Annotated in this window: 24 protein-coding genes; 3 read left to right on the plus strand and 21 right to left on the minus strand. The window is 35.0% G+C overall.

What is annotated here, in order from left to right; all coding sequences use genetic code 11:
- Positions 1-43: 43 nt before the first annotated feature.
- From DMB91_RS03115 to dnaJ, 20 genes are all read right to left on the minus strand, one after another.
- Positions 44-724, minus strand: coding sequence for an amino acid ABC transporter permease (locus DMB91_RS03115; protein ID WP_034902425.1), 681 nt, complete (start codon positions 722-724; stop codon positions 44-46).
- Between the two features lie 5 nt (positions 725-729).
- Positions 730-1,482, minus strand: a complete 753-nt coding sequence (locus tag DMB91_RS03120) for an amino acid ABC transporter permease (protein WP_034902427.1) — start codon at positions 1,480-1,482, stop codon at positions 730-732.
- Complete coding sequence (locus tag DMB91_RS03125; protein ID WP_034902430.1) at positions 1,479-2,270, minus strand: transporter substrate-binding domain-containing protein; 792 nt, start codon at positions 2,268-2,270, stop codon at positions 1,479-1,481. The genes DMB91_RS03120 and DMB91_RS03125 overlap by 4 nt, the downstream gene beginning before the upstream one ends.
- Before the next feature lie 21 nt (positions 2,271-2,291).
- Positions 2,292-3,020, minus strand: a complete 729-nt coding sequence (locus DMB91_RS03130) for an amino acid ABC transporter ATP-binding protein (protein ID WP_034902432.1) — start codon at positions 3,018-3,020, stop codon at positions 2,292-2,294.
- Positions 3,021-3,133: 113 nt separating this feature from the next.
- Positions 3,134-3,925, minus strand: coding sequence for a CheR family methyltransferase (locus tag DMB91_RS03135; protein WP_034902435.1), 792 nt, complete (start codon positions 3,923-3,925; stop codon positions 3,134-3,136).
- 42 nt (positions 3,926-3,967) lie between these two features.
- Complete coding sequence (locus DMB91_RS03140) at positions 3,968-4,531, minus strand: CheB methylesterase domain-containing protein (RefSeq protein ID WP_034902438.1); 564 nt, start codon at positions 4,529-4,531, stop codon at positions 3,968-3,970.
- Positions 4,532-4,625: 94 nt separating this feature from the next.
- Positions 4,626-5,390, minus strand: a complete 765-nt coding sequence (locus DMB91_RS03145) for a TSUP family transporter (protein WP_034903597.1) — start codon at positions 5,388-5,390, stop codon at positions 4,626-4,628.
- 169 nt (positions 5,391-5,559) lie between these two features.
- Positions 5,560-6,318: a TIGR02757 family protein gene (locus DMB91_RS08815; RefSeq protein ID WP_034902441.1), complete on the minus strand. Its 759-nt coding sequence runs from the start codon at positions 6,316-6,318 to the stop codon at positions 5,560-5,562.
- A complete protein-coding gene (gene flgK, locus DMB91_RS03150; RefSeq protein ID WP_034902444.1) occupies positions 6,319-8,151 on the minus strand; it encodes a flagellar hook-associated protein FlgK in 1,833 nt (610 codons plus the stop codon).
- Positions 8,152-8,161: 10 nt separating this feature from the next.
- Positions 8,162-8,596, minus strand: coding sequence for a flagellar export chaperone FlgN (gene flgN, locus DMB91_RS03155; protein ID WP_034902447.1), 435 nt, complete (start codon positions 8,594-8,596; stop codon positions 8,162-8,164).
- Between the two features lie 51 nt (positions 8,597-8,647).
- Positions 8,648-8,845: a hypothetical protein gene (locus tag DMB91_RS03160; RefSeq protein WP_034902450.1), complete on the minus strand. Its 198-nt coding sequence runs from the start codon at positions 8,843-8,845 to the stop codon at positions 8,648-8,650.
- Between the two features lie 58 nt (positions 8,846-8,903).
- The gene (locus DMB91_RS03165; protein WP_034902453.1) at positions 8,904-9,251 is read right to left on the minus strand and encodes a hypothetical protein; all 348 of its coding nucleotides are present in this window, start codon (positions 9,249-9,251) and stop codon (positions 8,904-8,906) included.
- Complete coding sequence (locus tag DMB91_RS03170) at positions 9,251-10,300, minus strand: flagellar basal body P-ring protein FlgI (protein WP_034902456.1); 1,050 nt, start codon at positions 10,298-10,300, stop codon at positions 9,251-9,253. Before DMB91_RS03170 ends, DMB91_RS03165 begins: the two co-directional genes overlap by 1 nt.
- A 208-nt stretch (positions 10,301-10,508) precedes the next feature.
- Entirely contained in the window at positions 10,509-11,612 is a 1,104-nt protein-coding gene (gene ychF / locus DMB91_RS03175) for a redox-regulated ATPase YchF (protein WP_034902459.1), read from the minus strand.
- Positions 11,609-13,075, minus strand: coding sequence for a leucyl aminopeptidase (locus DMB91_RS03180; RefSeq protein WP_034902463.1), 1,467 nt, complete (start codon positions 13,073-13,075; stop codon positions 11,609-11,611). Before DMB91_RS03180 ends, ychF begins: the two co-directional genes overlap by 4 nt.
- On the minus strand, positions 13,072-13,665 hold the full coding sequence (locus DMB91_RS03185; RefSeq protein WP_034902466.1) for a DedA family protein: 594 nt from the start codon (positions 13,663-13,665) through the stop codon (positions 13,072-13,074). Before DMB91_RS03185 ends, DMB91_RS03180 begins: the two co-directional genes overlap by 4 nt.
- 2 nt (positions 13,666-13,667) lie before the next feature.
- Positions 13,668-14,216 (minus strand): adenine phosphoribosyltransferase, encoded by a 549-nt coding sequence (gene apt, locus DMB91_RS03190; RefSeq protein WP_034902469.1) that lies wholly within the window; start codon positions 14,214-14,216, stop codon positions 13,668-13,670.
- Positions 14,213-14,545, minus strand: a complete 333-nt coding sequence (locus DMB91_RS03195) for a membrane protein (protein ID WP_034902472.1) — start codon at positions 14,543-14,545, stop codon at positions 14,213-14,215. The genes apt and DMB91_RS03195 overlap by 4 nt, the downstream gene beginning before the upstream one ends.
- Positions 14,536-14,979 (minus strand): ribose 5-phosphate isomerase B, encoded by a 444-nt coding sequence (gene rpiB, locus DMB91_RS03200; RefSeq protein WP_034902475.1) that lies wholly within the window; start codon positions 14,977-14,979, stop codon positions 14,536-14,538. Before rpiB ends, DMB91_RS03195 begins: the two co-directional genes overlap by 10 nt.
- A gap of 325 nt (positions 14,980-15,304) precedes the next feature.
- Positions 15,305-16,417: a molecular chaperone DnaJ gene (gene dnaJ, locus DMB91_RS03205; protein WP_034902478.1), complete on the minus strand. Its 1,113-nt coding sequence runs from the start codon at positions 16,415-16,417 to the stop codon at positions 15,305-15,307.
- A 139-nt stretch (positions 16,418-16,556) separates the two neighbouring features.
- On the opposite strand from dnaJ, the gene DMB91_RS03210 reads away from it, so the two are divergent.
- The 3 genes from DMB91_RS03210 to recR are packed head-to-tail and all read left to right on the plus strand — an operon-like array spanning position 16,557 to position 19,028.
- Positions 16,557-17,228 (plus strand): response regulator transcription factor, encoded by a 672-nt coding sequence (locus DMB91_RS03210; RefSeq protein ID WP_034902481.1) that lies wholly within the window; start codon positions 16,557-16,559, stop codon positions 17,226-17,228.
- Positions 17,225-18,469 (plus strand): ArsS family sensor histidine kinase, encoded by a 1,245-nt coding sequence (locus tag DMB91_RS03215; protein ID WP_034902484.1) that lies wholly within the window; start codon positions 17,225-17,227, stop codon positions 18,467-18,469. Before DMB91_RS03210 ends, DMB91_RS03215 begins: the two co-directional genes overlap by 4 nt.
- Positions 18,450-19,028: a recombination mediator RecR gene (gene recR / locus DMB91_RS03220; RefSeq protein WP_034902487.1), complete on the plus strand. Its 579-nt coding sequence runs from the start codon at positions 18,450-18,452 to the stop codon at positions 19,026-19,028. The genes DMB91_RS03215 and recR overlap by 20 nt, the downstream gene beginning before the upstream one ends.
- A gap of 538 nt (positions 19,029-19,566) precedes the next feature.
- Here the strand turns inward: recR and DMB91_RS03225 are convergent.
- A complete protein-coding gene (locus DMB91_RS03225; RefSeq protein ID WP_034902490.1) occupies positions 19,567-20,757 on the minus strand; it encodes a M20 family metallopeptidase in 1,191 nt (396 codons plus the stop codon).
- Between the last annotated feature and the right edge of the window lie 8 nt (positions 20,758-20,765).

Raw genomic sequence — 20,765 nt, forward strand, 5'->3', positions numbered from 1 at the left:
TGATTATAACCAAAAATAACTAATATGCACAAAAACAAAAACTCTAAAACGCATAAGCTGTTTTTTTCTCATAATAACGCACCAAGCTTGAAAGTGCAAAACAAATCACAAAATACACCCCAGCAACCAAAGCAATCATAGCTAGAATTTGATCAAAGCTTTTAAGTTGAGCAAGCAGTATTTTTGACCGATAAGTAAGTTCTGCGATTTGAAGTCCAGCTAAAAAAGAAGTATCCTTAATCGTCGTTACAACCTGAGAAAGCATGGAAGGAATAACCTTGCGAAAGGTTTGAGGCAAGATGATATAAAAAAGCGTAAAAAAGGTGCTAAAGCCTTGAGAATACGCTGCTTCAAATTGCCCTTTTGGGATAGAGTTTAGCCCTCCACGAATGATTTCAGCCATAACTGAACTTGTATAAAGTGAAAAACCTATAGTTCCCCAAAAAGCACTTGCATAGCTTGCACTCACAAAACTTGGCAAGCTGAAAAAATTTGGTAGAACAAAAACAGCAGCAAGCATCCACAAAAGTAAGGGCGAATTTCTAAATACTTCTATATAAAAAGTGGCAAGTGCTTTACTGAAAGCATCGCCGTAATTGCGAATAATAGCTAAAAAAGTGCCTAGAGCGATAGAAATCACACAAGTCGCAAAGGCAATAACAAACGTTAAAACAAGCCCGTGTCCCAAAAAGGCAAAATTTTGTGCATTAAAAACATTTTCCATTTTTCCTACCTTGTAAGATGAGCTTTTTTGAGCCTATCCTCATAAGTTTTGGCAAAATACGCCAAAGGATAGCACACTATAAAATATAAAAATGCAGCAAAAATATACGCCGGAGCATAGTTGAGATTTTCTCCTGCATAAATATCAGCTTGATACATAAGCTCTCCACCTGCTACAATGAGTAAAACTGAGGTATTTTTAATCAAATTTACCATTTGATTGGTAAGTGGAGGCAGAATAATTTTAATGGTTTGCGGCACGATGATATAACGCATTTGCTGTATATAAGTAAAGCCTTGGGAACTTGCTGCTTCAAATTGCCCCTTTGGCACAGCTTGTATACCGCTTCGCACCACTTCACTCACATAAGCACCATGATAGGCACCAACACCTAAAACACCGACTAAAAAAATACCTAAATGAATGCCAAGTGGTGGCAAGGCAAAATATAAGAAAAAAATTTGTATCACAAGGGGTGTATTTTGAAAAATCTCCACATACACCCTTGTATAGGCTTTAAGGAATTTATTTTTACTTGTAGCCATAACTCCACCTATAGTGCCAAAAATAAGTGCTATAGCAAGAGCTAAAACGCTCACTGAAAGCGTATAAGCAAAACCGCTTAAAAAGCGATCGCTATGATTTAAAGTATCAATAAATTTCCATAAGGCAAGCGGATTTGAACTATTTTCATCATAAATATTTAAAGAGATAAAAAGGTTCTCAAGCCACTTGACAAAGCCCATATTCTCATTCATTCAGCAAGTTTCCATTTCTTTGCTAGTTCTTCAAAAAGGGCTGTATTTTTACCCACAAATTCATCTACAAAGCCTGCAAGATCAGTATTGCTTTTTTTGCTAACGATGCCGTATTCTTGTGGAGCAAAATTATCTGGTAAAATTTCACTTTTTTCATCAACATAGCCAAGTAAGATTGATTTATCAACACTAAAGGCATCAACTCTTTTTGCATCAAGTGCTGCTTTGATACTTGGATAATCAGGAAATTCACTAAAACTAACGCTTACTCCAGCTGCTTTTGCACCCTCATCAATTGCTTTTCTTGAAGTCGCTGCTTGAGCAACACCTATATTTGCACCATTCATATCAGCTATGCTTTTATAGCCTTTCTCTTTAAGCACCAAAAGCCCTACAGAGTCCTTATAATAAGGTTTAGAGAAGTTAAACGCTTTTTTTCTTTCTTCAGTAATAGTAAAGGTAGCAATAACAAGATCAACAGAGCCATTATCAAGAGCTGGACCTCTAGTTTTTGCATTAACCGGAATAAGCTTGATCTTATTTTCATCGCCTAAAAGCTCTTTAGCTAAAGCTTTTGCAACATCAACTTCAAAGCCCTCAATTACTCCTGTGGCTTGATTTAAAAGGGCAAAATGAGGCACATCGTTTTTCACACCAACTATAAGTTCTCCCCTACTCTTAATACTCTCAAGAGCCTGTGAGTCTTTGCTTTCTTGTGAATTGTTTGAACCACAAGCTATGAATGCAAGAGCAAGACTTGCAATTACTAAAACTTTTTTTAAATTCATATTTTCTCCTTTGTTTGAATTTTAATGGTTAAGAATTTTTCCCAAAAATTCTTTAGCTCTTTGGGTTTTTGGGTTTTCAAAAAAGCTACTTGGGATATTTTCTTCAACTATGGCTCCATCTTCCATAAAGATTATCCTATCAGCCACTTCTTTTGCAAAGCCCATTTCATGGGTAACTACAACCATAGTTGTATTACTTTGATGAGAAATTTCACGCATAACATCTAAAACTTCTTGTATGGTTTCTGGATCAAGAGCTGAAGTTGGCTCATCAAAGAGTATGTAAGGTTTTTGTGTGCAAAGGCTTCTTGCTATAGCAACGCGTTGTTGTTGTCCGCCTGAAAGTGTGGCTGGATAAACTTTTGCTTTATCAACCAAACCTACAACTTTAAGGTATTTATACGCTATTTCTTCGGCTTCTTTTTTACTCTTTTTTTGAAGTTTTATAGGTGCTAAGGTTAAGTTTTCAAGTACATTCATATGAGGGTAGAGATTAAAATGCTGAAACACCATAGCACAATACTTTCTACAAATTTGAGTTTTTGTTTTAGGACTCAGTTTAATCCCACCTACAAAAACTTCCCCAGAACTAACCTCTTCAAGTCCATTCATACAGCGGATAGTTGTTGATTTACCAGAACCAGAAGGTCCTATGATAACGAGTTTTTCGCCATCTTTTATACTTAAATTGATATCCTTTAAGACTTGATGGGATCCGTAAAATTTATTAACATGTTTAAGTTCGATCAAAATAAAGCCTTTGTTGTTAAAATCTTAAATTTAATGAATAAAAAATTATATGATACTTCTTTTAAAAAAGAACTGAATTTATAAAAAAAATTAAGCTAAACTAAAAATTTTACTCAATTTCTTACATAATAAGTCCCGCCTCGCGGAGCAAAAACCTTAGTAAAATACTCACTTTCTGGTATAAGATCGGAATTTCCTACATATAACCTAGCATTTGCATTACTAATCTTATAAAAGCGGTGCATAAGATCAAGCCTTGATTCATAATCAAAGTAAATCATCATATTTCTCGAAAGTATTACATCAAATTTGCCAAGCTTTAAAAATGTATCCTCAAAAACATTACAAAGCTCAAAACGGCACCGACAAAGTTCGCTTTTTTTAATCGAATAAATACTATTTTCTGCAGTAAAAAAACGCTTTTTCTCACTCTCACCCAAACGATCAAGACTTCTTCCTTTATACTGCCCAAGTTTTGCTTTTGTAATCATCTTATCACTTAAATCTATACCTGTAATATGCACGTCTTTAACCGAATTTAAAGCTGTAAGCATAGCCAAAGAATACACCTCTTCGCCACTCGAGCAAGGTGCACTTAAAACGCTAGTTGGCTTATCAAGACTTTTAAGATAATGCACCACTTCCTTAAGTTGAGTAAGCTCTCTATAAAAATAAGTTTCATTTACTGAGATAAAATCAAGTGTTTTTTGCTTCAAACTTTTATCATAATGCAAACGCAATAAAAAGTCCTTAAAACTAGCTATTTTTAGCTCTTTTAAAAAGCTATTAAGCTTGATGTTTAAGCTACTTTTTTTCTCGCTTAGATCTATGCCACTTATTTCGTTGATAATCTTAATAAAATTAAAAAGTTCAGTTTCGCTTATGTTGATAATTTCATTGTTCATATTAATGAATGCCCCCCCCCCGTGGCGACATATGTTATTATGTTATTCTGTATCGTTTTTGACGAATTTAATCAATTCATTTTTAATTTCAAGCAAGCTCATTTGCTTCAGTTCTGGGTTAAGTTGCTTTGCTTTTTTTGGCATACCATACACTATGCTATCTTTTTCGTTTTCACACAGACATTTTACACCGACTTGATATAAGTCAAGCAAGCCTTTAGCTCCATCATCTCCCATACCTGTTAAAAGAACTGCTATGATTTTATTTGTCTTTGATAAATCCTGAGCTGATTTGAAAAGTAAATCAACATTAGGCTTAAAATTCGTGCATTCCTCGCTAAAATTTAAAAGGATACTCAAAGCCCCACTTAAGACGGTATTTTGCTGACAAATATAAATTTTACCATTTTGTAAAGCTTCTTTATCATTTGCCATAACGACTTCAGCAAGAGCTTCTTTGTCAAACTGCTTCACAAAAGAAGGGATAAAATTTACACTCATATGCTGAGCGATTACGACGCAAGTATCTTTAAGCTCCATATCTTTAAGTAGAAACTTAAGTTGCTTTGGACCACCTGTTGAAGAGCCTATAAGTATAATCTTCATAAATTTAAGCTTTCCTTCGCAATCAATATCGATTTTAAAAGCTATATTATAACATTAAAAGCCATAATTTCAACCAAAAAAATACAATTTTTCATCAAAACTGCGAAAAATAATCCCAAGTAACCTTAAGTATAGTTGCACCAACGACGATTAAGAATAGTTTTTTGATAAACGCACCCTGCGTCTTAAGCACCAATTTAGAGCCTAAAAATGCCCCCACAATCTGCCCAAAACCCATTAAAAAGCCTACAAGCCAAAGCACCTCATAATGCCACAAAAAAATCACCAAAGCAACAATATTGCTTGAAAAATTAAGGATTTTTGTATTCATGCTTGCATTTTTCATATCATAGCCTAAAAAAGCTACGCAAGCAAAGATCCAAAACGAACCTGTACCCGGTCCTAAAAATCCATCATAAAAACCTAAAGTAAGCCCACAAAGCATATGAAAAATTTTGATATTTTTGATCTTAGCCTTGCTTTTGTGCTTGCCTAAATTTGGGCGTAAAAGAGTGTAAAGAAAAGTAAGAGTTAAAAAAATAATAATGATGAGTTTAAGATGTTTGTCATTTACCAGCAAGACTATATATGCCCCAAGTCCTGCCCCAAGTCCGGTAAAAGCGACGCCCCAAGCTAAATGCTTCATCGTCCTTGCTTTAAAATAAGTTAGCGTCGCCGTAAAAGAACCAAAAACACTTTGTAGCTTATTTGTAGCCAAAGATAAATGTGCTGGTATGCCACTTGCAAGCAAAGCTGGCAGGGTAATAAGCCCACCGCCACCAACTATAGCATCTATAAAACCAGCAAATAAAGCGATAAAAAATAAAATCATATAATACGCACCTGCAAGCTCAAACATATTTTCCACGCTCTATCCTTTTTAGACGCATTATAGCTAAAAATATGATTTAAGCAATACAAAATGCTTTTTATTTTTTAAATCATATTTAAAAAATAAATAAAAATACTTCAAAAAAACTATTAATAATTTTTATAACGCTTTTATCCATCTTCTAAATTTGCAAATTCTACACATTTAAACTCATATACTCCCTACTTTGTCCCAAACGATAGAGTGCAAAGTCGTATTTTATAGGATCGTTTGGATCAAATTGACACAAATTTTGGGTAAGCTCAAGCACAGCTTTAAAATCATAATTTTTTCTTTGCAAAAGTTTAAGTTTTAAAGCTACCTTATGCGTATGTGTGTCAAGTGGAATTAACAAATCCTTAGCTTTGATTTTATCAAAAAGCCCCATATCTAGGGCATCTTTTCGCACCATCCAGCGAAGATACATATTATAGCGTTTTAAGGGCGATTTTGGTTGATTTAAAAAAGGTTTTGAAAAGAAAAACTCATAGCCATAACTTCTATATGAATTCAGACGATAAATTTCATCAATAAATGCCTTAAATGCGTATATCACGCCTTTTTCTTGATAATTTTTTGTAAAAAAATCCTTAAGTGTGTATTTTTGCACGAAGCGTCTTAGGGTAATGAAAATTTGCTCTATATCCTTGCTGTTTTCAAAGCGATATTTAAGCTTAACTTGTGAAAAATAGTCTTTTATCGCCTTTTCATCAAGCTTTAACACGGAAAAATCAAGTTTTTGCAAGAAATTCACTATATTTTTAGCATTTCCATATGCAAACAAAGCACAGATAAGGCTTATAAGCTCATCTTGATGAATTCTAGCAATCTGCAAAGGATCAGGAGCAAGGGCTAGAGCTTCAAGCGTATTTTTCTCACGCACAAAGTATTCTAGCCTTTTCTTTAAAGCAAGCACTTACGACTTAAGTCCAAGTAGAGTATCAAGCATTTGATCGACTGTAGTAACGACTTTTGAAGCCGCTCCATAGCTTGCTTGATACTGAATAAGAGCTGCTAATTCTTCATTTGTATTAACGCCATTTAAAGACTGAAATTCTTCATACACAGAATTATACAAAGTTGTATTTGTAGCATGAGTATTATTGTTTGTCTCGCCATCAGTTGCGATTTTACCAGTAAAAAGGCGGTAGTATCCGTCCAAAGACTTTTTGACTATAGTGCCATCTTCATTGTAAAAATTTACCTCATCATATTGAAGTTGTTGCAAGGCATTTGCGACTTCATTACCTCCATCAGCACCATTATAGCTTGCTCTAAGCTTGCTTGGATCGCTTAAGTATTCTGTTTTTACATGAATATCACTTGCACTTGAGCCACTGAAAAAACCACCTATATTTAAAGAGCCACTGAAATTTGTGCCTTTATCTTCTATGGCGATTTTATAGTTTGGATTGATAAGATTAATCTGAAAAAGTCCAGATTCGCTTCGAGTATCATAATTAAAAGTTGCTCTTAAATAATCATCTATATCATCAAGTCCATTGTTATTCGCGTTATCATCAGTGTTTGAATTGATTTGATTGACAATATCTTGCATAGTTGTATTAACATCTATGGTAATAGTTTTAGTATTGACTTTATCGCCCTTATCATCATACAATACCAAATCAAAAGTGCCTATTTGTATGTTTTTATCATAGCTTATTAAACTTGTATTATTGTCAAGATGAGGCAGAATATCTGAGCTTAAAGAACTCTTTGCTGATGAGGCATAGATATTATTTGTTTGTGTAATGAGCGTTTTTGCGAAAGTGTTCATCATATCTTTATACTCTTGAATCATACCGCCATCATAACGCTGTTCGTCTTTGATATAAGTTCTTCCTCGAAGCTCAAGTTGTGCACCTAGCTTACCGCCTGAAATCCTTGTATTGAGATCAGTGATCCTTTCATCACTTGTTTCATAGACGATTTTATGACTTCCGCTGACTTCATCTGTGATGATTTTCAATGGAATGAAATTTGAGCCATTTACGATCACATGTCCGTGCAAGGTAAGATTATAGTATTTACCGCCATCTGTCATGGTTGATTCAAGTTGGCTGCTTTGTCCCATAACCGTCTTCGTTGCTACACCATCAACAAGCTTTGAAAGTGTAAGTTCAAGTTCATCTCTCTTATCTCTAAGTTCGTTTGCGTGATCTGTATCAAGCACTTCTTGTTTAGCGATTTGTTTGTTAATATTAGCGATTTCTTCACCTATAGAATTAATCTCATCAACCGTGAGCTTAATCTCATCATTTACGGTTTGTTCAATCTTAAGCATATCTTTATAAGTGCTATTTAAATGCTCTGTAAAACTTTGGGCAACTTTAACTAAATTTTCTTTAACAGCACCATCATTTGGAGCTGAAGATAGATTATTCCATGCTTGATTATATGCTTCTAAATCCGCTAAAATACCATTTGTTTGTATATCAGGAAAGCGTTTGGCTATCTCTTCAAGCTTAGTTTTCATATAGTTTGTAAATTCAAGCTGTGTACTTGCATCTTTAAGCTTAGTGTAAGAGTATTCATCATGAAGTCTAACTATAGTTTCGACATTTGTCCCCATACCGATTTCTAAGTTACCTTGCACATTATAATGCCCAGCAGTCGTTTGTATCACTCTTTGGCGTGTGTAAAAAGTGCTGTTGGTGTTTGAGATGTTATTTCCTGTAGTAGCGATTTGAATTTCTGAGGCTTTTAATCCCGTAACACCCTTATTTAAAGTAGCAAATATACTCATGATTTATCCTTTATACATTGAGCTTGAAAAGAGAAGCTGCATCTGTCTTTGAATTTGCATAAGCATTATTCGTTCCACTTCCTTGATCAAACATATTGTTTAAAAGTCCATCAAAGAAATTTTTTACAATGATTACAAGTTTAGCGTATTCTTTATTTATAACATGGAGGCTTTCAAGTTTATTTTTAAAATTTCCAAGCTCGGCTTTATCCTCTTCATCAAGCAATTCAGCAAGATTTTTCTTACCATTATCGCTTAAAGAAATAAGAGTATCGTCAAGCTGTTTTTTCACAGCCTTAAATTCAGCTATAAGTCGATTTTTGTTCTCAACACTTTCAGGAACACTTTTGTGTTTTCCTTCTTTGATATTAGCTATATCAAGTTGCGTTTGAGAGATAAGCTCATCTAAAAGCTCATTACTTTTGCGAAGATAACCCTTGATCATTTTTTCCCTTTCTTAGAGTCCAAACTCAAAAAAAAAAGGAAAATGATCTTGTTAAAGTAGCGAATCGCTGATAGACTGAGCGGTTGCGTTCATATCAAGCTTGTATTCGCCTTTTTTGATCTGATCAGCTAGTTTTGATAGCTTTTCATTTTCCGTTTTTTGAGTCTCATTTGTTTTTGACTCTTTGTTCAGTTGTGAAACATTTGTCGTCGTGCTTCCTACGAAGCTTTGTGTAAGCGCATTTATCATCCTAGACTCCCTTAAGTATCCTTATTCTACAAGCTAGATCGGCTAAATGCGAAAAAACTTAAGCCCTTTCTTTCAAAAAATTAAATAATAATTGTGAAAAGCCCATTCCACCACTTAAAGCCTTACTCATGGTATCATTATACATAGAAGTATAGATATCATCACTTGCATCTTTTTCAAAAATCGAAGCTTTATTTTTCATCGAAATATCAAGCACAGTCTTAATCAAAAAAGCCTCAAAGGCATCAGTTTGCTCTTTTAAAGCCTTATCAAATTCAGCATCCTCTTGTGCTTGGCTTTGTGTTTTGCTCGGTTCAACTTCTTTTTTAAAAGCCTTGCTCGCGTTGGCATTATATAAATTCGGCGTATTAGCGTTAAAACTCGCAATAAAATTATCCACTTTCATCAAATCACCTCCAAATCAGCATTAATAGCCCCTGCTCTTTTGAGGTTTTGCATGATAGAAATAATATCATTTGGGCTTGCACCGAGTTTATTAAGCATTCTTGCCACATTTGCTACGGTTGTTTTATTTGCGTTGATCCTTAGGGTATTTGATGTCGGATCTATAATGCCCCCATCTTTCATATCAAGCTCGTTTGCCCCTAGTGGTGCTTGAGCGTTTGGTTCTATTTTGATGGTAATGTCTTTATGCGTGATTAAGATAGGCTCAACCTCGACATTTGCTCCAGAGACGATAGTTCCACTTCGTTCATCAATAATGACTTTGTTTTCTGGCACAAAGTCTATGTCTTGTTCTAAAACCCTTGCCATAAATTCAACCGATGAAATTTCATCTGGTTTTTTAAGGCGAATAGTGCGTGAATCAATTGCTTGAGCAACCTCGCTATCAAAAGCGAAATTCAATGCCTTTTCTATATCATTTGCTGTTTTAAAGTTTGCTGTTTTAAGACTTAAAGTAAGATTATCATTTTGACTAAAATTTTGAGGAATTTCTCGTTCAACACTTGCTCCAGCCAAAACAGAAGCACTTGTAGAGTGGTTGCCACCACGTCCGCCAGTTCCTCCTGTAATACCTCCTGTTGAAACAACACCTTGAGCGATAGCATAAATTTCACCATCTATTCCTCTTAATGCTGTAAGCAAAAGCGTGCCACCCTGCAAGGACTTTGCATCACCCATAGAAGAAACGGTTATATCAAGTTTATCTCCACTTTTTGCAAAAGCCGGTATTTTTGCTGTAACCATAACAGCTGCTGTATTTTTAGACTTTATGTCGTCTGGATTGACTTTTATATTCATACCTTGAAGTAAATTTGATATGGATTGAATGGTAAATTTTGAGTTTGTGCCGTCTCCACTGCCGTTTAACCCTACTACAAGCCCATATCCTATAAGCTGATTATCACGCACACCAACGGTGTTTGCCACATCCTTAACCTGCACCGCAAAGCTTGCAATACAAAATGCAAGTATCATCAACGCTACTTTCATTTGTCTTTCCTTGTCTTTAAATTTAAAAGCTTAAAAGCAATTTTCGTTCCAATTTTAACAAAAGCCTTGATAATGAAGGGTAAATTATACTAAATAAAAAAGTCAGTATAAGCACAAAAACTTATGTTTTTATGTTTATTTAAGCAAGCTTAAATTGTATAAGCAAAAATATTAAATTTTTAAAGTCAATTCTAGTAAATTCTTGCAATCAAACATTAAAGCGAAAATGCATAACATCGCCATCTTGAACCACATAGTCCTTGCCCTCAAGGCGAAGTTTTCCAGCTTCTTTTGCCTTGGCTTCTCCCCCACAAGCAATAAAGTCCTCATAGCTTATCACTTCAGCTTTGATAAAACCTTTTTCAAAGTCATTGTGTATAACACTTGCTGCTCTTGGGGCTTTATCGCCTTTATAAATGGTCCAGCTTCTTACTTCTATCTCACCAGCGGTAAAATAATTAATTAAGCCAAGTTTATTAAAAGCAATTTTAATAATACTAGCTAAGCCACTTTCTTTTACGCCTAAAGACGCTAAAAGCTCACTTGCTTCTTCTTCACTTAGTCCCACAAGCTCTTCTTCTATCTTAGCACACAGCATGATGACTTCATGATGGTGAGCTTTAGCATATTCTTTCACAGCCTTTACATAAGCATTTTCCTTGCTCAAACTTGCTTCATCAACATTTGCTCCATAAATTACTTCTTTGGCTGAAAGCAAGCGGAGCTCTTTGTTAAAACTTTTAAAAGCCTCATTTTCTTTGTCTTCAAAACTGCTTGCACTTAAGCCTTTATTGAGGTGCTCTAATAAAATATTTGCAAGCTCCAAGCTTTCTTTCGCACCCTTAACATTTGCCCTTGCTTCTTTGTTTAGCTTTTCTATTTTTTTGCTAAGTTGCTCAATATCAGCTAAGATAAGCTCGGTTTGAATAATTTCTATATCTCTTATGGGATCAACCCCACCTTCAACATGAGTGATATTTTCATCATCAAAGCAACGCACAAGGTGTAAGATCACCTCAGTTTCTCTTATGTTTGAAAGGAATTTATTGCCCAAGCCCTCGCCCTTGCTTGCTCCTTTTACAAGTCCTGCAATATCTACAAATTCAATCGCAGAATGCAAGATTTTTTGAGGATTTACTATCTTAGCAAGTTCTTTTAGTCTAGTATCTGGCACATTAACAAGAGCCTTATTTGGCTCTATGGTGCAAAAAGGATAATTTGCACTTTGGGCATTTTGAGCCCGAGTTAAGGCATTAAAAGTCGTAGATTTACCAACATTTGGTAAGCCTACTATACCTACTGAAAGGTTCATTTTTTCAAGCCTTTTTTATCTTTTCTTGCAAGCTCTAAAAGATAGGCTATACACATTCTTACCCCAGCTGCTCCTGCTCCAAAGTTTTGATAGCCCCAAGCTTTTTCTACATAAGCAGGTCCTGCTATATCAAGATGAAGCCATTTATCTTTGTATTCTTTGCGGATAAACTTATCCAAAAAAAGTCCAGCTGTTAAGGCTCCACCGTATCTGCTTATACTTGTGTTGCTGACATCAGCCATATTTGATTTGATAAGCTCTTTTAGATGAGGATTAAAATGTAAAACGCAAGCATATTCGCCACTTTTTTTGCTGGCTTTATAAAACTCATCTTGCAAGTCCTCGTTATTACCTATAATACCACTTGTGTATTCTCCAAGTCCTACAACACAAGCTCCGGTTAAAGTCGCCATATCAATAAGTAAATTTGGCTTTAAATCTTGAGCATAGCTTAAGCAATCAGCCAAAACCAAACGCCCTTCAGCGTCTGTATTTCGCACCTCTATACTCACACCTTCTCTTGAGATTAACACATCATCTGGCTTAAAGGCATTGCCTCCTATCATATTTTCAGCTACTCCTAAAATCGCATGAATTTCAAAAGGTAGTTCAAGTTCAGCAGCAGCTTTGATAATACCCATAGCTGCTGCTGCTCCGCTTTTATCTGCTTTCATAGTAAGCATAGAATCAGCCGGTTTTAATCTCAAACCTCCACTATCATAAGTAAGTCCCTTGCCTACAAATACCACTTTTTGCTTAGCATTTTTAGCTTTATAGCTTAAGTGAATGAGGCGAGGTGGGTGGACAGAGGCTTTATTTACCGCTAAAAAGGCGTTCATTTTTTCTTTAGCAAGGAAGTTTTCATCATAAACCTTGCAAGTTATATTTTTGTTTTCTTTTGCTAGTTTTGTAGCATCTTCTGCCATTTTTAGCGAGGTGTAAAGTTCTGGGATTTCATTGACTATGTCTTTGGTAAAATGGCTTGCCTCGCTTAAAATTCTGCCAGTTTCTAAGCCTTCTTTTGCGTCTTTTATTTCATAAGTTTTGCCATTAAGCTCATCTTTTGAGATGATGAAAATTTCAAGTTTAGAAGGCTTTTTCTCACTTTTGTATTTATTAAAATCATAGCTTGCAAACTCAATGCCCTCAACCATACTAGCAAAGCTTCTAAAGGTGCATTTTCCAACTATGCAAGGGCTTTTTATACTTTTAACATTAAGCACTTTTAAGGCTTTATACGCATTAGCAAAAGCTAAGCGAATGTCCTCATACTCAAGACTTTTAAGCTCTACAAAAAGTTTTTTGTTGCTGAAATCAAGGCAAAGTCCTTCACCTGTGTAGTTTTGCAAGTCAAATAAAGCCTTGCTTTCTTTAAAAGGCTTGAGATTTTTATCTTGCACAAAAACAAGTTCAAAATCAGCCTTGATTTGGCTAATTTTTTTTTCACTAAGTTCGAATTTCATTTTTTACTCCTTTTTCTTAATATTGCTTTTTCCATTTGTTTAAAACCAAAAATCATCAAAGATAAAAAGCTAATGATAAGTATAGCTGCATAATACCAATGCTTCTCAGCCCATTTAACAAATTTCCAAATTTCTTCTCCAAAAAACCAAGCCAAAAGTATGGTGATAGCTGCCCAAACCCAAGCTGAAATAAGATTGATAAAGGCAAATTTGTTCCCGCTATAACGAGTAATACCTATGCTCATAGGAATAACTGTTCTAAAGCCATACATATAGCGTTGTATGAAGATAATAGGCCAGCCAAATCTTTGCAAGAGCAAATGAGCTACTGCAAATTTCCGCCTTTGAGAGCGAAGTTTTTTTTGAATGTATTTTTTATTATAACGTCCTATATAAAAATAAATTTGATCGCCCACAAAGCCGCCAAGCCCAGCTACAAAAATAACCATAGTCAAATTTACATGCCCTTCATGAGCAAAAATTCCAGCCAAAATCAAAGCAAGCTCACCTTCTAAAATACACCATAAAAAAATGATGATATAGGCTAAATGTTGGTAATTATATAACAGCTCTTTTAAATACCCTTCCATGTTTAAAACTCCAAAACGCTATACACTGAAGTGAAATCCTCAAGTTTTTTTGCTCCGCCAAGTGAAACAAGGTTGATTAAAAAGCAAGCCTCGATACATTGAGCTTTTGCCTTTTTTATCAGTTCATAAGAAGCAAGAGCTGTGCCTCCAGTGGCGATTAAGTCATCAACCAAAAGCACTCTAGCATCTTTTACCTCACCAAAAGCATCTTGATGAATTTCCATGCTGTCATGTCCGTATTCAAGAGCGTATTCACAGCTAAAGGTTTTGTAAGGGAGTTTGCCCGGTTTTCTAAGAGGCACAAAGGGTAAATTCAACTTTGCACAAAGTAAAGCCGCAAAGATAAAGCCTCTACTTTCAGTGCCAGCAATAAAGTCAAGCTCTTTACCTTTATATCTAGCCTCTAAATGATCAAGCAAGAAAAATAAAGCCTCTTTATTGTTAAGCAAGGTAGTAATATCTCTAAAAAGTATGCCTTTTTTAGGATAATCCGGAATGGTTCTGATCTTTGAAGCAAGAAATTCTTGCTCTTGTTGAGTAAGTTTTGTCATAATAATGCCTCTATTTTTGCTTCAAGCTCTTTAATCCTTTGCCTAAGCTTGTCATTTTCTAATCTATACTGGGAATTTCTCGTTCGAAGCGAGGTTAAATCGCTTTTGATTTTATTGAGTTCTTCGGTTAAAATATCTATATTTCCTAAGCTTCTTTGAAGCTGGACTTGAAGCTTACGAATGACGATTTCCGTGTCATCAAGGTTGTTTTTGATAAAATCTTTTGAAATTTTTTCTTTGCTAAGTAAGGTTTTGTAATACAAAAGCATAACAGTAAGATATAAACACAAACAAATCAATAAGGTTAAAATAAGCCAATCTAAAAACATTCTTTTTCCTCGATTTTCTGCACCCTTTGAGTATGTCTGCCACCTTCAAATTCGGTATTAAGAAATTCTTTTATGATCTCTTTTGCACGATCAGCACTTACAAAACGTGCCCCAAGTGCGAGAACATTTGCATTATTATGTTCTCTAGCAAGTCGAGCAATTGTTGAGTCATTACACAAAGCACAGCGGATACATTTATGTTTGTTTGCGGCTATACTCATACCGATACCCGAACCACAAATAAGTATGCCAAAGCCATTTTCATCGATCTTTGAAGCAAGCAAATGTGCATAATCTGGATAATCACAACTCGTTTCATCATGCGTTCCAAGATCATCAAAATCAATTTTTTGTTCCTCAAAGAAAGCACAAAGAGCTTTTTTTAGCTCAAAACCCGCATGATCACTTGCGATATAAAGGTGTTTTTTTAGCATTTTTTTCCTAGAAAATAAACCCCCACAAAAGACAAAAACAGCTCTTGTGAATTTTATAAAGTATGATTATAACACAATAAAGTTATGAAAACAACTATTTTTTATGCATAATTTTACTGATTTTAGTTTCTTATGCGTTGATATAAAAGAATTTAAATTACCCAAAAATATAAGCCTAAGCTATCAAGGTTTATTTTTATTAAGCTTGTAAAGCTAAAAAAGCAAATAAAAAACTAGACAACAAATGCTATATTTGCTCACAAAATAATAAAAATAAACCAAGAATAAATTTAGAGTTAAATTTATTCAATTTAATAAGCAAAGCTTATTTAAACCACGAAGCAAGTCTGTCAAAAAAGCCTTTTTGCTCTTGATGAAGCCCGTCTTCACTTACGCCAAAACTTTTGTTAAGCTCCTCAAGCAAAGTTCTTTGCTCTTCACTCAACTTGTTTGGAAACTGCACGGCAATTTGCACGATCTGCCTACCTATTTTATTGCTGTGTATGTCTTTTACGCCCTCATTTTCAAGCACAAAATGATCCTTATCTTTTGCTCCAATAGGAAGCTCTAAAAAAGCAAAACCCCTTATAGTAGGGATTTTAATCCTCTCTCCCAAAGCAGCTTGAGTGAAAAATACGGGAAATTCGATATAAATATCAAGATTATCCCTGATAAAATTAGCATCTTCTTCAACCAAAACAGCGATATGTAAATCCCCTCTAGTGCCATTTTTGAGGATATTTCCCTTGCCTTGCACCCGCAAAATCATACCATTATCGATACCCTCTGGAATTTCAAGTTCAGTTTTTTCCTCAAGCTCATTAAAGCCAGCTCCTTTGCAATCTGAACATTTTTCTTTGATGATCTGCCCCATGCCATTACACGCCGAACAAGTTTGCACAAAAGTCATAAAACCTCGCGTAGAACCGACTTGTCCTTTACCATTGCATGTTGGGCAAGTTTGCAAAGCTCCATCCTTTGAACCACTACCATCACAAGTTTTACAAAAACTTTTATAATGAAAATGAAGTGTTTTTTTACAACCAAATACCGCTTCTTTGAAGCTGATTTGAATTTGAGTTTTGGCATTTTGGCTGTATTTGTTCTCTGGATTTGCTTTTTGTTTTGATCCTCTGCCAAAGCCACCTCCAAAAAAGCTTGAGAAAATATCGCCCAAATCAAAATCCTCAAAACCAGAACCACCTCCAGAGCTACTTTTCACACCTTCTTTTCCATAGCGATCATACAAAGCCCTTTTCTTCTCATCACTTAAAATTTCATAGGCTTCATTGATAAGTTTAAATTTCTGTTCTGAGTCGCTATCGCCTTGATTTCTATCTGGGTGGTATTTTAATGCAAGTTTTCTGTAGGCTTTTTTTATCGTTTCTTTGTCAGCATCACGCGAAATTTCAAGAAGTTCATAATAGCTTATTTCCACTTATTTTTCCTTTATTTTTGTTTCATTATAAATTTTTAAAAAAGTATTTTACCAAATTTTTTATAATTATTATTTAATCTTTGTTATAATAGCTTTATTAAAAATTTATTTTTTATTTCAAAAGCATGAAGGAATAGGAATGATTAGTGTCTTGATGATAGAAGATGATCCAGATTTTGCTACCTTGCTTTCTGAATACCTTGTGCAATTTAACATCAAAGTTACCAATTATGAAGATCCATATATTGGGCTTAGCTCAAGTATTAAAAATTACGATTGCTTAATCTTAGATCTTACCCTGCCCGGTATTGATGGACTTGATGTGTGCCGAGAGATCAGACAAAAAAGCGATATTCCCATCATCATCTCTTCAGCTCGTGGAGATATTAGCGATAAAGTTGTTGGCTTGCAAATTGGAGCTGATGATTATCTGCCAAAGCCTTATGATCCAAAAGAAATGTATGCAAGGATCATGAGTCTCATTCGTCGCTCTAAAAAGCAAAGCAATCATGGCAATCAAACTATAAATTCAAGCTTTAAAATTGATGAAAGAAAACACGAAATTTCATATAATGGTAATGTCTTAACCCTTACTCCGGCTGAATATGAAATTCTTGATTATCTTATCCACCAGCATGGTTTTTCAGTTTCAAGAGAACAGCTCGTGCAACACTGCAAAAGCCTCAAAGATAAAGATTCAAAAAGCCTTGATGTTATCATTGGACGCTTAAGAACAAAGATTAATGATAGTTCAAAGACACCAAAGCATATTTTTTCGGTAAGGGGCATAGGGTATAAACTCATAGGATGAGATCTTATTCCATTCGCACTAAAGTTAGTGTTTTATTTATCGTTGTTTTTTTACTTGTTTGTGCTTTATTTGCCCTTTCTATCACTCTTGAGATGGATATACACCATGAAAATCAAAGCCTAAGACAAAAAAATGTTATCAAATCACTCACGAGCAATTACAGCGAAAACTCGAATATAGATTTACTAAGCTATTTACTAAGCAATAATTTTAATATCGTCAAAGGTGAAAAACTCTCAAGCAAGATCAAAAGTAAGGGTAATGCAATTTTTAAAATTGCTACAAATTTTGGGGTTTTTACTTCCATTTCTTACAACAATCAGCTTTTTTTACAGGTGCAAAGCCAAGATTATGATCTAATCTTAGAATCAAACGAGGAAAATACCACTTTTAAATTCATCTTTCTGGGCTTTTTACTTTCTTTAGCCTTAACGACTTTTTTATATATTTCTATCATTAACTCTTTAAAACCTCTTACAAAACTTCGCCTTGAAGTTGCTCAAACGGCAAATGGCAAGAGCTTTTCACCTCAAGGCTACCAAAACAACGAAATAGGCAAAATCGCTACAGAGTTTTACAACACTATGAATAAAAATCACCAACTTATAGAGTCAAGACAGCTTTTCTTACGCACTATAATGCACGAGATAAAAACACCCATAGGCAAGGGAAGAATTATCGCTGAAATGATAGAAGAAGACAAGCAAAAAGGACGTTTAATAGCGATTTTTGAACGCTTAAATTCACTCATTAACGAATTTGCAAAAGTAGAAAGTTTGCTTTCAAAAAATTATAATTTACAATTTAGAAACTACCATTTTTCGGAGCTTTTAAAAGAAGCAAAAAATTTTCTTATGCGAGATGACTTTGAGCAAAGAGTGCAAATAAAGCTTTTTGAAGATGCAGTTTTTGAAGCTGATATTGAAATTTTTCCTTTGGTGATTAAAAACCTCATCGACAATGCGATCAAGCATTCAGATGATGAAAGTTGCGTAGTAGAATGCTGCAAAGATCATTTCGTGATTAAAAACAAGGCAGCACCTTTAAAACAAAGCATTCAAGAATACTTCAAAGCTTTCACAAGAGATAAAGATAACAAAAGCGAGGGTATGGGACTTGGGCTGTATATCATCGAAAGAATTTGCATGATGCATAATTTTAGTCTTGGTTATGCATACATAAACGGCTTTCATCAATTTCAAATCAATCAGGAAAAAAGCAGTGCCACACAACAGCAGTGAAAAATTCAACGAACTCGTGCAAAGTTTTGCAAACCTCCCAAGTATAGGCAAAAAAACAGCTCTAAGACTTGCCTATACACTCCTTGAAAATCACACTCTTGCTCTAAAACTTGCCCATAATATAGAAAATGCAGTCCGCTTTATCAAGCCCTGCCAAAAATGTGGTAACCTCAGTGAAAACGAGCTTTGTGAAATTTGCAGTGATGAAAACCGCGATAAAAACTTGCTTTGCGTGGTGCAAAGTGCTAAAGATATACTCATACTTGAAGAAAGCGGAAGTTTTGATGGGCTTTATTTTATCTTTGATGAGATCAGTGATGAACTTGTGTTAAAACTAAGGCATTTCATCAGCGAAAATGCTTGTAAAGAACTAATTTTCGCCCTTACACACACTATAAATTCGGACGCTTTGATCTTTTTTATCGAGGAAAAACTCAAAGACTTTCATCTTCGTTTCTCAAAAATCGCCCAAGGTATACCAAGTGGTGTAAGCCTTGAAAATGTGGATTTTATCTCTTTGCATAAGGCTATGGCATTTCGAACCAAAATCAAAGAATAGCAAGCAGAAATTTACCAAAGGCTATTTTCACTATTTTTTGAAAACAAATCCAAAAAAAACAATACAATACACAAAATTTATAAAAATCCAACTTCATTCTTAATCTAAAATTTTTCATCATCACAAGCTACTGATAAAACACTTGATGTATCAAGCACAACTGACACAACATCCAATAGCCCCTCAACATCAAACATAAAAAGAGCTCACTCTCAACGCAGGTAATGATGTAACGATCAATGCCAATGCCCCAACTTCTAACTCAAACAGAGCAGTAAATGTAAGATTTAATTATGGTTTAAGTGAGCTTAGTCAAAGTCGTTGAGCAAATGTTTTTGGTTGAGTGAATATCGTAGATTCTCAAAATGGTGGAGTATATGGTTTTTGTGCTTTAAGTTTTATTTTAACTTAACTTTTACCCTTTCACACAAATAAAACTTGATTTTGGGTTGTGAAATAGCAAGGTTTGTAAAAATTCAATTTTTTAAAATATAGGGATAAAACCTACAAAGCCTCTTTGATAAGCCATTACAAAAATTTACGAATTCAAAAACTCCAAAGCCATCATCGCCTCACCTTGCATAAGCACCTTTAAATTTTCACTTTCCCAAGCAAAATTTGGGCTGTGATGTAATACAGGTTTGTTTTTATCTTTAGCTATACCTACAAAAACATAAGCTCCTTTTCTTGCACGCGTTAAAAAGGCAAAGTCCTCAGCCCCCATATCAGCTTCAGCCTTTGTGATGATATTTTTTTCGCCTAAGACTTGCAAGAAGGCTTTTTGAGCGATTTTTGCACCAAATTCGTCATTAATCAAAGGTGGATATTCTCTGTGATAATCAAGCTCATATGATCCGCCAAATTCCAAAGCCACAGCCTTAGCCACATCTTCAACACCCTTTTGCAAGATCGCTTGACTTTCATCATCTAAAAAACGCACCGTGCCTTTTAAAAAGGCTTCTTGAGCGATGATATTATAAGAGCTTCCAGCTTGCACACTTCCCACGCTGATCACTCCAGCACTTATAGGCTTTAAACGCCTTGAAACAACGCTTTGAACACTAGTGATAAAACGAGCCGCCATTAAAACCGAATCTATGGTTGTATGTGGATGAGCTCCATGCCCGCCTCTGCCTATAAATTTAAGATCAAAGCTATCTACCCCAGCCATCATCGCCCCACTGATAATTTGAGCTGTATTTTCTTGCATTAAACCCCACAAATGACAACCAAACACGGCATCAACATATGGATTTTCAAGCACGCCCTCTTCTATCATAGGCTTTGCTCCGCCATAATTTTCCTCAGCTGGCTGAAACATAAACTTCACACAACCGCTAAATTCATCTTTAAGCTCATTTAAGATGAGTGCTGTGCCTAAAAGTCCAGCGGTATGTCCATCATGTCCGCAAGCGTGCATCTTACCCGCTATCTTTGAAGCAAAGCTTACCCCGCTTTCTTCAAACACTGGCAAAGCATCCATATCACCCCTTAAAAGCACGCATTTTGGTTTTTCATCACTTTTTTTTGTGCCATAAATTTCAGCCAAAACCCCGGTTTTTGCTATACCTTTTTTATATGATATACCTGCATTTTCAAGCACCTCACAGACTTTTTGTGAAGTTTGAAACTCTTCAAAGCTAAGCTCTGGGAATTGATGAAAATGCTCTCTTAAATTCACGATTTGGGGGTAGTATTTTTCGCTTAGTTTTTGCACTTTTAAAAGCATATGCTTTC

Origin of the sequence: Campylobacter sp. MIT 97-5078, from assembly GCF_006864455.1 — a bacterium.
In the GTDB taxonomy this organism is placed as follows: domain Bacteria; phylum Campylobacterota; class Campylobacteria; order Campylobacterales; family Campylobacteraceae; genus Campylobacter_D.